The 14,743-nt window shown below is 72.0% G+C and carries 16 protein-coding genes; 8 read left to right on the forward strand and 8 right to left on the reverse strand.

Annotated features, from left to right (window positions below; translation table 11 throughout):
• Positions 1-135: 135 nt before the first annotated feature.
• Positions 136-993 carry a molybdate ABC transporter permease subunit gene (modB, locus tag ABZ862_RS15110; RefSeq protein WP_360957418.1) on the reverse strand — a complete coding sequence of 286 codons (858 nt, stop codon included), beginning with the start codon at positions 991-993 and terminating at the stop codon, positions 136-138.
• On the reverse strand, positions 990-1,820 hold the full coding sequence (gene modA / locus ABZ862_RS15115) for a molybdate ABC transporter substrate-binding protein (RefSeq protein WP_360958154.1): 831 nt from the start codon (positions 1,818-1,820) through the stop codon (positions 990-992). The genes modB and modA overlap by 4 nt, the downstream gene beginning before the upstream one ends.
• A gap of 207 nt (positions 1,821-2,027) precedes the next feature.
• Between modA and ABZ862_RS15120 the strand changes: the two genes are divergently transcribed.
• Positions 2,028-2,474 carry a molybdopterin-dependent oxidoreductase gene (locus ABZ862_RS15120; RefSeq protein ID WP_360957421.1) on the forward strand — a complete coding sequence of 149 codons (447 nt, stop codon included), beginning with the start codon at positions 2,028-2,030 and terminating at the stop codon, positions 2,472-2,474.
• Positions 2,475-2,538: 64 nt separating this feature from the next.
• Here ABZ862_RS15120 and ABZ862_RS15125 read toward each other — a convergent pair whose 3' ends face one another.
• Positions 2,539-2,934, reverse strand: coding sequence for a helix-turn-helix transcriptional regulator (locus tag ABZ862_RS15125; protein ID WP_360957424.1), 396 nt, complete (start codon positions 2,932-2,934; stop codon positions 2,539-2,541).
• Between the two features lie 79 nt (positions 2,935-3,013).
• On the opposite strand from ABZ862_RS15125, the gene ABZ862_RS15130 reads away from it, so the two are divergent.
• Complete coding sequence (locus ABZ862_RS15130) at positions 3,014-3,634, forward strand: DUF1707 domain-containing protein (protein WP_360957427.1); 621 nt, start codon at positions 3,014-3,016, stop codon at positions 3,632-3,634.
• Positions 3,635-3,798: 164 nt separating this feature from the next.
• Positions 3,799-5,328, forward strand: coding sequence for a glycoside hydrolase family 43 protein (locus ABZ862_RS15135; RefSeq protein ID WP_360957430.1), 1,530 nt, complete (start codon positions 3,799-3,801; stop codon positions 5,326-5,328).
• Between the two features lie 126 nt (positions 5,329-5,454).
• On the opposite strand, the gene ABZ862_RS15140 is transcribed toward ABZ862_RS15135, so the two are convergent.
• Both ABZ862_RS15140 and ABZ862_RS15145 read right to left on the reverse strand, forming a co-directional pair.
• Complete coding sequence (locus ABZ862_RS15140) at positions 5,455-5,661, reverse strand: DUF5999 family protein (RefSeq protein ID WP_360958157.1); 207 nt, start codon at positions 5,659-5,661, stop codon at positions 5,455-5,457.
• Positions 5,662-5,991: 330 nt separating this feature from the next.
• Positions 5,992-6,576, reverse strand: coding sequence for a hypothetical protein (locus ABZ862_RS15145; protein ID WP_360957433.1), 585 nt, complete (start codon positions 6,574-6,576; stop codon positions 5,992-5,994).
• Between the two features lie 562 nt (positions 6,577-7,138).
• Here ABZ862_RS15145 and ABZ862_RS15150 point away from each other — a divergent pair.
• Positions 7,139-8,656 carry a glutamate--cysteine ligase gene (locus ABZ862_RS15150; RefSeq protein WP_360957436.1) on the forward strand — a complete coding sequence of 506 codons (1,518 nt, stop codon included), beginning with the start codon at positions 7,139-7,141 and terminating at the stop codon, positions 8,654-8,656.
• Positions 8,657-8,788: 132 nt separating this feature from the next.
• Positions 8,789-9,589, forward strand: coding sequence for a type II CAAX endopeptidase family protein (locus tag ABZ862_RS15155; RefSeq protein WP_360957439.1), 801 nt, complete (start codon positions 8,789-8,791; stop codon positions 9,587-9,589).
• On the opposite strand, the gene ABZ862_RS15160 is transcribed toward ABZ862_RS15155, so the two are convergent.
• Positions 9,579-10,391, reverse strand: a complete 813-nt coding sequence (locus ABZ862_RS15160; protein ID WP_360957442.1) for a PhzF family phenazine biosynthesis protein — start codon at positions 10,389-10,391, stop codon at positions 9,579-9,581. The two genes, ABZ862_RS15155 and ABZ862_RS15160, sit on opposite strands and share 11 nt — an antisense overlap.
• A gap of 194 nt (positions 10,392-10,585) precedes the next feature.
• On the opposite strand from ABZ862_RS15160, the gene ABZ862_RS15165 reads away from it, so the two are divergent.
• A complete protein-coding gene (locus tag ABZ862_RS15165; protein ID WP_360957445.1) occupies positions 10,586-11,242 on the forward strand; it encodes a PadR family transcriptional regulator in 657 nt (218 codons plus the stop codon).
• Positions 11,243-11,383: 141 nt separating this feature from the next.
• Here ABZ862_RS15165 and ABZ862_RS15170 read toward each other — a convergent pair whose 3' ends face one another.
• Entirely contained in the window at positions 11,384-11,815 is a 432-nt protein-coding gene (locus ABZ862_RS15170) for an SRPBCC family protein (RefSeq protein WP_360957448.1), read from the reverse strand.
• 327 nt (positions 11,816-12,142) lie between these two features.
• On the opposite strand from ABZ862_RS15170, the gene ABZ862_RS15175 reads away from it, so the two are divergent.
• Complete coding sequence (locus ABZ862_RS15175; protein ID WP_360957450.1) at positions 12,143-12,814, forward strand: peptidase; 672 nt, start codon at positions 12,143-12,145, stop codon at positions 12,812-12,814.
• Between the two features lie 52 nt (positions 12,815-12,866).
• A complete protein-coding gene (locus tag ABZ862_RS15180) occupies positions 12,867-13,859 on the forward strand; it encodes an EamA family transporter (RefSeq protein WP_360957453.1) in 993 nt (330 codons plus the stop codon).
• A 179-nt stretch (positions 13,860-14,038) separates the two neighbouring features.
• Here ABZ862_RS15180 and ABZ862_RS15185 read toward each other — a convergent pair whose 3' ends face one another.
• Complete coding sequence (locus ABZ862_RS15185; protein ID WP_360957456.1) at positions 14,039-14,719, reverse strand: pyridoxamine 5'-phosphate oxidase family protein; 681 nt, start codon at positions 14,717-14,719, stop codon at positions 14,039-14,041.
• Positions 14,720-14,743 lie beyond the last annotated feature (24 nt).

The raw sequence follows: 14,743 nt of genomic DNA on the forward strand, positions 1-14,743 counted from the left end.
GTGTCCGGCGCGGCGGGCGCGGCACCGCTCGTGTCCGGACACCGGGTGCCGTGGAGGGTGGGGTGCCGTCGTGCGCCGGTTCTGCGGCCGTGCGCGCGGTGTCGCCCGTCGCGGCGCGGCGGGTGCGGCTCTCTGTCATGACGCCGTGATCCAGCGGTCCCGCAGCCCCGCCAGCACCGCGATCGACACGGCCAGCAGAACCAGGCTGAGCGAGATGGCGGCGGCCGGATCGCTCTGCAGCGCCAGATAGACCGCCAGCGGCATCGTCTGCGTGCGGCCCGGGAAGTTCCCGGCGAAGGTGATCGTCGCGCCGAACTCGCCCAGTGCCCGTGCCCAGGCGAGCACCGCGCCCGCCGCGACGCCGGGCGCGATCAGCGGCAGGGTGACGCGGCGGAACGCGGTGAACCGGGAGGCGCCCAGCGTCGTGGCCGCCTCCTCGTAGCGCGGGTCGGCGGCACGCAGGGTGCCCTCGACACTGATGACGAGGAACGGCATCGCCACGAACGCCTCCGCGACCACCACGCCCGCCGTGGTGAACGGCAGCGTGATCCCGAACCAGGTGTCCAGCCACCGGCCGACGACACCGTTGCGGCCGAGGGCCATCAGCAGCGCCACACCGCCCACCACCGGCGGGAGCACGAGCGGCAGCGTCACCAGGGCCCGGACGAGACCGCGACCCGGGAAGTCGACCCGGGCCAGCAGCCAGGCCAGCGGTACACCCAGTACCAGGCTCACCGCGGTCGCCGCGGTGGCGCTGACCAGGGACAGCCGCAGGGCCTGCCACACCTCGGTGCTGCTCAGCTGGCCGGGAAGGGTGCTCCACGGGGCGCGTACGAGCAGCGCGATCAGGGGCAGCAGCAGGAAGGCGAGACCCGCCAGCGCCGGAAGCAGCAGGGGCACCGGCACCCCGCGGCCACCCGGCAGGACACGTCGGCGCCGCGGCCCGCCCTCCAGGGTGTCGGCCGCGACGCCGGCCGTGTCGGCCTGGGTCACGGCTTGAGGAACCCGGCGTCGGTGAGCACCCGCCGGCCCTCGGCGGACCGGACGAGCGCGATGAACGCCTTGGCCGCGGCGGCATTGGGGGCGTCCTTGAGCAGGGCGATGGGGTAGTCGTTGACGGCCTGGGCCGACTCGGGGAACTCCACGCCCTCCACCTTGTCACCCGCGGCCTTCACATCGGTCTTGTAGACGACCGCCGCATCGGCCTCCTTCAGCTCGACCTTGGTCAGGGCGCTCTTGACGTCCTGCTCGTACGACACCGGGGTCAGCTTGAGGCTGCTGGCCTGCAGAGCCTTCTGGGCGGCCGCGCCGCACGGCACCGTCTTGTCGCACAGGACGACCTTGAGCCCCGACCTGGTGAGGTCCTTCAGGGAGGCGACCTTGTCCGGGTTGCCCGGCAGCGTGGCGATCTCGAGCTGGTTGCGGACGAAGGTGACGGGTGCCGCGGCCGTGTCCTTCTTGTCCGTCACGATCGCCATGGTCTTCGGGCTGGCGGCGGCGAAGACATCGGCCGGGGCGCCGCCGGTGATGCTCGCGGCGAGGGTGTCGCTGCCGCCGAAGCTGAAGGTGACCTTGGTGCCGGGGTGGGCCTTCTCGAAGTCCTTGCCGAGCGTGGTGAAGCTCTCCTTGAGGGAGGCGGCGGCGAAGACGGTCACCGTCCCGGACAGCTGCGGGGCGGCGGGCGAGGAGGAGCCGGACCCGGCGGCCGAGTCCGAGGAGGCCGAGTCCGAGGAGGAGCAGGCGGCCAGGGCGAGGAGCGCTGCGGCGCCGGCGCCGGTCGCCTGAAGGGTGCGGCGGGTGCGGCGCGCGGAACGGGTGATCACGGATGTACTCCTCTGTGTCTCCAGGTGAAGGCGGTCACGCCCATCCACGGCCGAGACGGGGCCGTGCGGCGATAATACTGCCCGCAATTGCGAGCCGATATCCCGGTTGATCGTCGCAACAGCATGGATCTTGGGCTCAGAGGGTCGCATATGCGTTTGGCTGCGGGGTGCGGCCGGGTAGGGAGAGCCGGGAGGTGGTGGCACGTGGCGCTCGTCGAGTTCGCCCTTACCGGGGACATCGCCCGGCCGGTCCGGCTGGCGGTGTCCGACCTTCTCGCCTGGCCCCAGCACCGCGTGAAGGTCACGTTCGACTGCCTGACCAGCGGGGTGCAGCACCACGGCTTCGCCGGGCCCCTGCTGCACGACGTGCTGTGCGACGCCGGGCCCGGCTTCGATCCCGCCCGGCGCAAGGAGCGGGCGCGCTTCCTGATCGCCGTCACGGGGACCGACGGCCACCGCGCCCTGCTGTCCTGGGCCGAGATCGACCCCGACTTCGCCCATGCCCCGGTGCTGCTCGCGGTCGGCATGGACGACACCCCGCTCGACGAGGCCGGACCCCAGCTGGTGCTGCCGCAGGACCGCTGCGGAGCGCGCTACGTCAGCGGCGTCAACGTGATACGGGTCGACGGTGGATACGGCGCCGGAGCGTGAGGAAGTGCCGCTCCACGGCGGTCCCGGGTGATCGCGGGCGGTCCCGGTGGCGCGCCGCCGGGTCTCAGACCCGGTCGATGTGGACGTTGGTCGACTTGACCCTGGCCGTGGCCTCCATGCCCACCTCCAGGCCCAGTTCCTCGACGGCTTCCCGGGTCAGCAGGGACACGAGACGGTGCGGGCCCGCCTGGATGTCGACCTGTGCGGCGACGTCGCCCAGCTTGATCGCGGTGACGATCCCCGGGAAGGCGTTGCGGACCGAGGTGTGCGGGGTCTCCTCCTCACCGGTCCCCGACCTGGCCAGCTCCACCGAGAAGGCGGCGAGGTCCCGTCCGTCGATCAGCCGCCGTCCGGCCTCGTCACGGTGGGTCTCGACCCGGCCCGCGTCCGCCCAGCGGCGTGCGGTGTCGGGGCTCACGCCGAGCAGCCGTGCCGCCTGACCGATCGTGTAGGAGTGCATGCCGGTCACCATAAGCGCAGAAGCAGCCAACCCGAACGAGTGACTGGTCCCAGAGGGTATCGCGATATAGCTTTAGTGCATGGAGCGATTCGGGGGTGACGACATGTCGGGTGACCTGTCCGGTGCGGCCGGGGGCGCGGTACTGAGGGCGTCGTACGAGGACCGGGACCGTGTGGTGGAGGTGCTGGGTGCCGCCGCGGGCGACGGGCGGCTGACCGCGGAGGAGCTGGACGAGCGCGTCGGGGCGGCCCTGACCGCCCGCACCCTCGGGGAGCTGGCCCTGCTCACCGCCGACCTGCCGGCGGCCGAGGGGGTGGTGGAGGCCGAGGGCGTCGTCCGTATCCGCCAGCAGGGTGCCTCGGTCGTGCGCGGTGAGGGCTGGGTGGTGCCGCGGCGGCTGGAGGTCGATTCGGAGTGGGGTGATGTGACGCTCGACTTCACCCGGGCGGTGATCACTCACGACACCCTGCTCGTGGACCTGGACATGCGCGGCGGCACGCTGACCCTGCTCACCCGGCCGGGGGTCGTCGTGGACACCGACGGACTGGAGCTGGGCTACGCCGAGGTCAGGTCGAAGGCGTTGGCCGGCCCCGGGGTGCCGACGGACCTCCGGGTACGGATATCCGGCCGTCTGAGCTTCGGCCGGGTGGTGACGCGGCACCCGCGGCGGCGGTTCCTCAGGCGTTCTCCGGTGACCTGAGTGCGGCCACGGACGGGCGGGGCCGACGTGCGGAGAGGAAGGGCGGTGCCGGTGACCGGTGCGCGCGATCTTGACGGGTGCGGGGGGTCTGATCCGTAATGGTCGCCAGGACCGACATATTCGGCAGAGGCGGCGAAACTTTCGGCGCGGAGGGGTGGTTGCGCATGCGGACCTACGACAACCCGGTGATCCCGGGCTTCCATCCCGACCCCAGCGTGTGCCGGGTCGGGGAGGACTACTACCTGGTCTGTTCGAGCTTCGAGTACTTCCCCGGCGTGCCCCTTTTCCACAGCCGCGACCTGGTGCACTGGCGGCAGATCGGCAATGTGCTCGACCGGCCCGGACAGCTGGAGATCGCGGACGGCATCCCGGCCTCCGGCGGGATCTACGCACCCACGATCCGTCACCACGACGGCCGCTTCTACGTGATCACGACGGACGTGGGAGGCAGGGGCACCCTCCTGGTCACGGCCGAGCGTCCCGAAGGCCCCTGGTCGGACCCGGTGCTGCTCGACCTGCCCGGTATCGATCCCGACCTCGCATGGGACGAGGACGGCAGCTGCTGGTGTGCCATGGCCGGGGTCGGTCTCGCCCGTATCGATCCCGGGACCGGGAAGGTGCTGGAAGGACCGATACCCGTGTGGTCGGGCAGTGGACTGCGGGACCCGGAGGCGCCGCACCTCTACCGGATCGGCGCGTGGTGGTACCTGGTGGTGGCCGAGGGCGGGACGGCACTCGGGCACAGTGTCTCGGTCGCCCGGGCCCGTTCCCCGCGCGGGCCCTACGAACCGGCTCCGGCCAACCCCGTCCTCAGCCACAGCGGCACCGCCCGGCCCGTCCAGTGCACCGGTCACGCCGACCTCGTCCAGGCGGCCGACGGCAGCTGGTGGACGGTACTGCTGGCGACCCGGCCGGGAGGTTACTTCCCCGAGTACCACGTCCTGGGCCGGGAGACGTTCCTGGTCCCGGTGGAGTGGGTGGACGGCTGGCCGGTGGCGGGCCCTGTGGAACTGCGGCATCCGGCTCCGGCCGCCTGGCATCCTTTCGGGCCCGAACCGGTGCGGGACGACTTCGACGCGGCCGTCCTCGCGCCGCAGTGGATCTCGCCGCGTTCCCGGCCGGAGGGCTCCTGGTCGCTGACGGAGCGGCCGGGCCGGCTGACCCTGCGGGCGACCGGGGAAAGCCTCGACAGCCCCGGCCACACCTTCGTGGGGCGCCGGCAGCAGCATGCCGACTGCCGGGTGACGGCCCTGCTGGAACCCGGCGCGGGCCGCGCGGGACTGTCCGTCCGCGTCGACGAGGCCCATCACTACGACCTGGAGGCCGGCGGGGGCACGGTGAGCGTCGTGGCCCGGATCGGGCCGGTACGGCAGCGCGTCGCCGAGCAGCGCCTGCCGCCCGGCCCCGTCACCCTCGCCATCGACATCCGCACCACCGGAGTGGTTCCGCCCACCGTCACGGCCGCCGGGCAGCAGGCACCCGGCATCAGGGCGGGCGGGCCCGACACCCTCGCCTTCTCGATCGAGGGCCCCGGCGGGAGCAAGCCGCTGGCCGAACTCGACGGAAGGTATCTGTCCACCCAGGTGGCCGGCGGCTTCACCGGCCGTGTGATCGGCATGTATGTCACCGAAGGCGACGCGGAGTTCGACTGGTTCGCATACGAGGGAAAGGATCCGGGATCCCGCGCCGGGTGAGCGTGTTCCCGTCCGGCTACCGGCAGTAGCCGCCCCGGGACACGGGTCGGGGCCGGTTCGCGCACCGGGCGCGGTCCGGCCCCAGATGGGTCACCGGGCGATCGCGTGCGTCACCCGGAGTGGTGCTCAGGCGGCCGTCATCACCTGTCCCGCATCCAGCAGGCGATGCGGGGCGATGATCTGACCGTCGGGCAGGAGCTCACCGGTGTCCTCGAACAGCACGACGCCGTTGCAGAGCAGGCTCCAGCCCTGCTCCGGGTGATGCGCCATGAGGCGGGCGCTCTCCCGGTCTGCGGAAGCGGCGGTCGGACACGGTGGCTGGTGCTGGCACATGGGTGGGATCTCTCGCTCTGTCGTGGTCATCTCAGTCCCCCCGTTGCGATAAACCGGTCGCAGTCCAGTGTTGCCCTCCCGGCGGTATTCCGCAGGTATTTCGCGGCACCGCTTCTCACAGGTTGAGGACGCGTCACCCGTGCGGTCGGTTCATCGCAACCATGCTGTCCCTTCGGGTGGTTCACCGTGGCCGGATGGAGCCAGGGCCCATGGGCACACCCGTCGTCGGGACTCGGAAGAGCGGTCAAGTGCACGTACGAGCGAAGCCCGTCCGGGGAAGCCCCCGTGCCCCGTGGCCGGGAGGCGACGGGGCACGGGGAAGGAGGTGCGTCAGGCCGGTGAACCGAGCAGTGGTGCAGGGGTCACCCGCAGGGTGAGGACGGGAAGCAACTCGGCGACCCGGAGGGGACGATGGGCCGCGATGCCGGGCGGGGCCGGGGCCAGCGGGACGAGGAGGTCGGTGGCGGCGGGATGGCCCTCGGCGCCGTCGGCGGTGCAGTCGCCGTGCAGCCACAGCGTGAGCATGTAGAGGCCGGGCACCGACAGCAGGCGTGCCTGGTAGGACTGCGGCAGGGCTTCGGCCTGGCTCAGCGCGCGCTCGGTGGAGGCGATGTAGGGGCCCTCGAAGAAGTGGGAGAAGGCCCATCCGTCGGGGGTCAGCCGGGTCTCCGCCGCGGCCACCGCGCGGTCGCCGGAGCGGATCAGGAAACGCCACCCGGCCAGCCGGGTGGCGGACACTCCCGCCGGGGTGATCTGGTCCAGTACATGGACCGGCAGCGGGAGTTCGGGGCTTGCGGTGTCCTGCGCGGTGCGCAGGGCGGGGGTACGGGCCTCATGGACGGCGGTGGGGGAACCGAGGGCCGTGAGGACGGTGCGCAGGGCGGGCGCGGGAGCCGGAGGGACATGCAGCGGCATGGTGGTCGCCTCTCAGGAGACAGGCGCGGTGGCGCGAGGGCGGGGGCGGACGGCGCTGTCAGCTCATGGGGTCGGCAGGGGTGGCCGGGGCCGGTGGGGCGGAGGACATGAACAGGGGTATGCGACAGACCTGCCGCGCGTCGCTCGACGGCAGGTCCAGGACCTTGGGTGCCAACCTTCTGCCTTGTTCGGCAAGTTTATATGAGCGTCGCTCAGGCAGTGTTTCGGCTAGCTGTTTTCCATGTGAAGAACAAGGATCCATTCGGTCGCTCAATCGCGGGTATTCATCCCGATTCCGTACCCGCCCCGCCGTGCTGACCTCGGTTTACGTCGCCGCCGCGGTCGGCCCGTTCTCGTCGGTGTTTTTCACGAGTTCCCAGAGGTATCCGAAACCGCCTGCGCCCCATGCCGTGTGAATGTGCCGCGGGCCACACCGACCAGAGTAGCGGTGTGCGGGCCCGAGCGGGGACGTTATGCATCGGCCCAGCGGGGCATCATGACACCTGACCCGGGACACGAGAGGCCGTAGCGTCGGCCCGCCCATCCGAGGAGGGAAGCTTCGATGGGGGAGAAGGTCGTTGCGGGGCAGTTCGATCTGTCCGACCGCCAGCGCTACCGCGCCAAGCTGCGGCGGTGCCTGACGGGACTGGAGCGGCTGCTGGAGCAGCAGCGGTTCGACCGCCCCAAGAACCTCATGGGCCTGGAGATCGAACTCAACCTCGCAGGCTCCGACGGCATGCCGAAGATGCTGAATGCGCAAGTTCTCGAGCGAATCGCCAGCCGCGATTTCCAAACAGAACTCGCCATGTTCAATCTTGAAGTAAACATAGCCCCCCATCGATTGGGTGGCAGGGTATTCGACCGGCTCGCCGAAGAACTCCGTACTTCCCTGGCATATGCGCACCGGAAAGCCGCGGAGGTGGACGCCGGAATCGTGATGATCGGCATTCTGCCCACGCTCGACCGGGACGACCTCGTCTCGTCGAACCTCTCCGCCGTGGACCGCTACACCCTTCTCAACGACCAGATCGTGGCGGCGCGCGGAGAGGACTTCACGCTCGACATCGACGGGGTGGAGCGGCTCAGCTGCACCTCGAAGTCCATCGCCCCCGAGGCCGCCTGCACCTCCGTGCAGCTCCACCTCCAGGTGACCCCGGCGCGCTTCCCCGATGTGTGGAACGCGGCGCAGGCGGCGAGCGCCGCGCAGATCGCCGTCGGCGCCAACTCGCCGTTCCTGTTCGGCCGTGAGCTGTGGCGCGAGTCCCGTCCGCCGCTGTTCCAGCAGTCCACGGACACCCGCCCGCCCGAGCTCCAGGCCCAGGGCGTGCGCCCGCGCACCTGGTTCGGCGAGCGGTGGATCTCCTCCGCGCACGAGCTGTTCGAGGAGAATCTGCGCTACTTCCCGGCCCTGCTGCCGATCTGCGACGACGAGGACCCGCTGAAGGTGCTGGAGGCGGGCGGCGTCCCCAGGCTCGGCGAACTCGTCCTGCACAACGGCACGATCTACCGCTGGAACCGTCCCGTGTACGGCATCGCCGACGGTGTACCGCATCTGCGTGTCGAGAACCGGGTCCTGCCGGCCGGACCCACCGTCACCGACGTGGTCGCCAACGCGGCCTTCTACTACGGCCTGGTCCGGGCCCTCGCCGAGGAGTCCCGACCGGTGTGGACGCGGCTGCCCTTCGAGTCGGCCGCTGCCAACTTCGACGCGGCGTGCCGGTACGGCATCGACGCCCGCTTGCAGTGGCCGCGGCGCGGCCGCTACGGCGGTACGGCCGAGGTGGACGCCGTGACGCTGGTACGCGACGAACTGCTGCCGCTGGCCGAGGCCGGTCTGGACGCCTGGGGTGTCGAGCGGGCCGACCGGGACCTGTATCTGGGGGTGATCGAGGAGCGCTGCCGCCGTCGCTTCAACGGAGCCTCCTGGCAGTCCGCGACCTTCCACCGTGCCCTGGAGCAGGGGCTGGACCGCCCCTCGGCCCTGGCCGCCACCACACGCCGCTACAGCGAACTGATGCGTCTCGGGGAACCGGTGCACACCTGGCCGGTGGGCCTGCCGGAACCGGTGCCGCTCGGCTGATCCCACCGTCTGCCGTCTGCCGTCCGTCTCCGCTGCCCGCCTCCGCCCTCGCGCATGATCTCCGTTACTGTCTCCGCAACCCCCGCGGGGCGAAGACGGGGTGCGGTGGGGGTCACTCAACTGGAGGCAGGTGTGCAGGTGGAGCCGGGGCCGGTGGCGGGTTCCTTTCCGCAGGAGCGGCCCTCGCGGCGGATCTTCCGTGACGAGACACTTCTCGTCCTGGGGCTCTCCCTGGGGGCCAGCGGAGTGTCGGCCCTGATCAGTTTTGTCGGGTCGGTCACGAAACCGGGCGGGCTGAAGGACCAGGCGGCCACGCTCAACGCCTCGGCGGCGCCGGGCCGCCCCTGGCTGGACCTGGCGTGGCAGCTGTTCGGGATCGCCACGGCACTGATCCCGGTCGCGCTCGTCGCGCACTTCCTGCTGCGCGAGGGGTGCAGTCTGCGCACCCTCGGCTTCGACCGCACCCGGCCCTGGCCCGACCTCGGCCGCGGCGCCGCGATCGCGGCCGTGATCGGCAGCACCGGGATCGCCTTCTACCTCGCCGCCCGCGGCCTCGGTTTCAACCTCACGGTGGTTCCCGAGGCCCTGCCCTCCGTCTGGTGGAAGTACCCGGTGCTGATCATGTCGGCGATGCAGAACGCGATCCTCGAAGAGGTCATCGTGGTCGGCTATCTGCTGCGCAGGCTGGGCCAGGCGGGATGGACGCCGGGCACCGCGCTGGTGGCCAGCGCGGTGCTGCGCGGCTCGTACCACCTTTATCAGGGTGTCGGCGGCTTCCTCGGCAACATGGTGATGGGTGTGGTGTTCGTCTACCTGTACCGGCGCTGGGGGCGGGTCGGCCCGCTGGTGGTGGCGCACTCCCTGCTCGACATAGGGGCGTTCGTGGGATACGCCCTGCTCGCGGGCAAGGTGGGCTGGCTGCCTACGGCGTGAGCAGCTCGCCGTCGATGACGGTGACCGCACGGCCGGTCAGCAGGGTGCGCTCACCCCGCAGACCCGTGCGCACCAGTCCGCCGCGCGCGGACGCCTGGCGGCCGGTGAGGTCGGGGCGGCCGAGCCGCCCGGACCAGTACGGGGCGAGCGCGGTGTGCGCGCTTCCGGTGACCGGGTCCTCGTCGATGCCGATGTTGGGGAAGAAGCAGCGCGAGACGAAGTCGTGGCCGTGCTCCGGGTCCGTGGCGAGGGCGGTGGCGATGATGCCGCGCGAGGAGTAGGAGCCGAGTGCCCCGTGGTCCGGGGCGAGCGCGAGCACGGCCGCCTCGTCCGCGAGTTCGAGCAGGAGGTCGCCCAGGTCGGGGCCGGTGTCGAAGGCCGCGACCGGCTTGGCGCCGAGCGCCTCGGCGACCCCCTCGGGGACCTCCGCCGGGGTCAGCCGGGCGGTGGGGAAGTCCAGGGTGATCGAGCCGTCCTCACCCGGCACGGCGCCGAGTACCCCGCTGAGGGTGGCGAACCGCACCGGGCCGCGGTGGGCGCCGGTGGCCAGCAGGACGTGGGCCGTGGCCAGCGTGGCGTGACCGCACATCCTGACCTCCTCGACCGGGGTGAACCAGCGCAGCGCCCAGTCCGCCTCGCCGCCCTCGGGCAGCCGGTGGGCGAACGCGGTCTCGGCGTGGTTGACCTCCCGGGCGACGTCCTGGAGCCAGGAGTCCGCCGGGAAGCCGTCCAGGAGCAGCACTCCCGCCGGGTTTCCGGCGAACGGGCGGTCGGTGAAGGCGTCGACGATTCGAATCCGCATACCGGGACGTTAGCGGGGCCGCGGCGGTGGCCGCCAAGGCCAATCGCGCCGCGCCGGCATCAGTTTCCCGTGCGGCCGGGCCGGAGGACACCTGTCGGCGGGGGTTGTCATCGACAGGTTCCCGATATATCGTTGACGCATCGCGACAGATCAACGACTGCGCGACCGAGTAGCGATGGAACGGAGTGGTGACCATGCACACCCATGGATACGAGTACGGGCACCGGCCCGAGGGTCCCCACCGGCGCGACCGGGGTGACCGTGGCGGTTTCGACGGGCGGCGTGCGGCGTTCGGTCCCTTCGGGCCGGGCGGTCCCGGTTTCGGCGGACCGGGCTTCGGCGGACCGGGCCCCTGGGGGCCCCGGGGACGCGGCGGCCCCAGGGGCAGGGCGCGGCGCGGTGATGTACGGGCATCGATCCTGGCCCTTCTGAAGGACCGGCCGATGCACGGCTACGAGATGATCCAGGAGATCGCCGAACGCAGCGGCGGTGCGTGGAAGCCGAGCCCCGGCTCGGTCTACCCGACCCTGCAGCTGCTGGAGGACGAGGGGCTGATCGTCAGTGAGACGGAGGGCGGCAAGAAGCTCTTCGCGCTCACCGAAGCGGGCCGTGCCGTGGCCGGCGACGGTCCCGACGCGCCCTGGGAGGAAGCCTCTCGCGGGGTCGACTGGGAGGCTCTGAACGACATCCGCCAGGCCGGTTTCGGGCTGATGGAGGCGTTCGGGCAGGTCTGGAAGACCGGCAGCAAGGAGCAGCGCGCGAAGGCGGTCGCCGTGATCAACGAGGCCCGCAAGAAGCTGTACCTGATCCTCGCGGACGACGGTGCGACGGACGAGGAGCCGGAGGACTGACGTTCCCGGAACGCGGGAACACAGGGCCGGGGGACTGCCGGTCCCGGTCGCTCGACGGCGTGCGAGGCGCCCTGCGGAGGTCTCCGCGGGGCGCCCTCGTGTGTCCGTGTCCGTGCCGGCGCCTCTCCGGGGCCCTGCCGCTCAGGCCACCAGCCCGGCCAGCTTGCGGAGCGACTCGTTCAGTGCGGCCGTCGCCGAGTCCTTGAGCTTGCCCGCCATCAGGGACACGGCCGCGCCGGTGAACTCGCCGTCGATGCGGACGGTCGTCCCGGCGTCGCCGTCGGGTGTGAGGGTGTAGCGGGTGGCCACGGTCACGGCCATCGGGCCCTTGCCGCGGATCGCCAGCACGCGGGCGGGCTCCAGCTCCTCGACGGTCCAGTCGACCTCGGCCGGGAACCCCATCAGCTTCATGTTCTCCTGGAACGTCCCGCCGACCTCCAGGTGCTCCGGTGCGCCTTTGGGGAAGCCGGTGTGCGTGGCGTTCCACTCCCCGTACACGGACCAGTCCGTGAGTTTCGCCCAGACCTGCTCGGGCGGAGCAGGCAGGCGTGACTCCGCGCTGACTTCGGCCATGCGACCACCTCTTCGTGTCGGGCTGATATGTCGCGGAACGTAGCCTCGGAGCCTCCAATATTCAATACTGATGAACCGTCAGGTTCCGTATGCAGTCGGGACGCGGTGCCGGATTGCGGCGCCGGGGGCGTCGGCGGAGTGCCGGGACGGTGCGCCGGGAAGGAGTGCCGGGACGCTCCGCGGAACGGTGCGTGTGTCTCGGGGTGACGGCGTCTGATGTCCTCCGCAAGGAGGAGATTCCGGCCGGCGGTGTCCACTCTGCGTGGGACGCGAAGATGCTTCCCCCCGGGGATGACGCGAACCGCCGGGACTGATGGGGTGGGGTACGTGCAACCCCGTATCCCGCGGCAGTCGGCCGACGACCGGTCCGTACGCCGTCCGGAAGACGATGCCAGGCTCAGTGCGGAGCTGGCAGCGGTGGTGGCCGGCGCGCGCCGCAGAGCCCTGCGGGACGGGGACCGGCACATCGACACGGCCCATCTGCTGCACACCCTGCTGGAGTCCGACCCCGCGGTGCGCGCCGTCTTCGGTGACGGTCCGCGGACCGTCCGGCTGCTCGGCTATCTCGTCCAGCGCTCCATCGGGTACGGCCTGCGGTGGCAGGGGGTCGCCGAGGACTCCGGTCCGCTGCCGGTGCCGCCGCCGGGGGGTGGCGCGGGCGTGAGACGGGGCGGGGTGAGCCTGGGCAAGGAGTCCGAGGGGCTTTCGCCGCTGGCCGGAGGCGCGCTGGAGCACGCCTGTGTGCTCGCCGCGCGGCGGGGCGGAGATCTGGTGCGCGGCACCGATCTGCTCGCGGCGATCGTCGCGGATCCGCTGGCACGCGCCGTGGAGGTGCTGGCCCACGCGGGGATCGACGCCGGAGGACTGGCGGTGCTTCTGCGTCCGGAGGTACGGGGCGAGCGCCCGGGTGCCGAGGGCGTGGAGCCCGGCGCCGTCGAGCCGGGCGTGGCCGGGCGGCTCGGTGGCGTCGGGAGCCGCACGGAGGGGCCCGACCACTGAGACAGGTGTCACTGGGGGTGACGCTCCTGTCGTCGCCTGTCATCATGAGCCGGTGCATACGTCAGGAAGCAGTCATGCGGACCGAGGCAAGGGTCTCGGACTCGGCCTCGCGCTCGGGTCGGCCCTCGCCTTCGGCGGGTCGGGCGTCGCGGCCAAGCCGCTGATCGAGGCGGGCCTCGATCCGCTGCACGTGGTGTGGCTGCGGGTGGCCGGTGCCGCGCTGGTGATGCTGCCGGTCGCCGTGCGCCACCGTGCGCTGCCCCGGCGGCGTCCCGCGCTGATCGCCGGGTTCGGGCTGCTGGCGGTGGCGGGCGTCCAGGCCTGCTACTTCGCCGCGATATCCCGGGTCCCGGTCGGTGTCGCACTGCTGGTGGAGTACCTGGCCCCGGCGCTGGTGCTGGGGTGGGTGCGGTTCGTGCAGCGGCGGCCCGTGTCGCGTGCGGCGGTACTCGGCGTCGTCCTGGCCGCGGGCGGTCTGACGTGTGTCGTCGAGGTGTGGTCCGGGCTGCGTTTCGACACGCTCGGGCTGCTGTTCGCGCTCGGCGCGGCCTGCTGCCAGGTCGGCTACTTCGTCCTCTCGGACCAGGGCGGCGAGGCCGGTGCCGACGCTCCCGACCCGCTCGGGGTGATCGCCTACGGCCTCCTGACGGGTGCCGTCGTGCTCACCCTCGTGGCCCGGCCCTGGACGATGGACTGGGCGGTGCTCGGGGGCACGGCGCGGATGAACGGGGCGTCGGTGCCGGCCGCCGCGCTGCTGGGATGGATCGTGCTGGTCGCCACCGTGCTCGCGTACGTCACCGGGGTGGTGTCCGTAAGGCGGCTCTCGCCGCAGGTGGCGGGGGTGGTGGCGTGCCTGGAGGCGGTGGTCGCCACCGTGCTGGCGTGGGTGCTGCTCGGGGAACACCTGTCCGCCCCGCAGACGGTGGGCGGCGCGGTGGTCCTTCTCGGCGCGTTCGTCGCCCAGTCCGCCGCACCGGGGAGGGCGGAGGGTGTCGTGGCCGGCAACGGCGCGGAGCGGGAACTCAGCCGGCCGGGGGTGGTGTGACGTGTCCCTGCGGTGCGTCGCGGGTGCCGCGCGGCTCCCCGCCGTCCCGGAGGCGCGGGGAGCCGGGACCGCCGCCCGGGTGCGGGGCCGCCGCGGCTGATCGTGCCCGCCCGGCGGAGCCGCGGGCCGGCGGGGTCCGGTGCCGCCGGGGAGACCCGGCGGCGTACGGGTGCCACGGGTCACAGTGCCGACAGGTACCCCGGTGTCTTTGTCCCCGGCCGCAGGTTCTCCGAGGGGACCGGGGCGCCGTAGGTCCTCGTCACCGGGATCACGCCTGCCCAGTGGGGGAGGGCGAGGTCCTCGGGGTCGTCGTTGACGCCGCCGGTGCGCAGCTTGGCGGAGACCTCGGCGAGGTCGAGGGCGATGACCGCGGTGGCCGCGAGTTCCTTCCGGTCGGCCCGGCGGGAGTCGGCGGAGCGGCCCGGCACGACCTGGTCGACCAGGGCGTCCAGGGCCAGCCGCTTCTCCTCCGGGTCGGTGACCTGGTGGGCGGTGCCGTGGACCACCACCGAGCGGTAGTTGATCGAGTGGTGGAAGGCGGAGCGCGCCAGCACCAGGCCGTCCACATGGGTCACCGTCACGCACACCGGGAGCCCCGGATCGGTTCGGCCCGTCATCCGCAGCGGACGCGAACCGGTCGAGCCGTGCAGGTAGAGCCGCTCGCCGGCCCGGGCATAGAGCGTCGGCAGCACCACCGGCGCGCCGTCGCGGACGAAGCCGAGGTGGCAGACGTAGCCGTCGTCGAGTATCGAGTGCACCACTTCCCTGTCGTACGACGCCTTCTCCGCGGCGCGGGTGGGGACGGTGCGGTCGGTCGGGGAGTAGGCGGCCGGCTGCGTCGGCTGCGGGGTCGGCTGCATGGCGTCTCCGGTGGTGTGAAGTAT

The organism is Streptomyces sp. NPDC047000, assembly GCF_040644295.1.
In the GTDB taxonomy this organism is placed as follows: Bacteria; Actinomycetota; Actinomycetes; order Streptomycetales; family Streptomycetaceae; genus Streptomyces.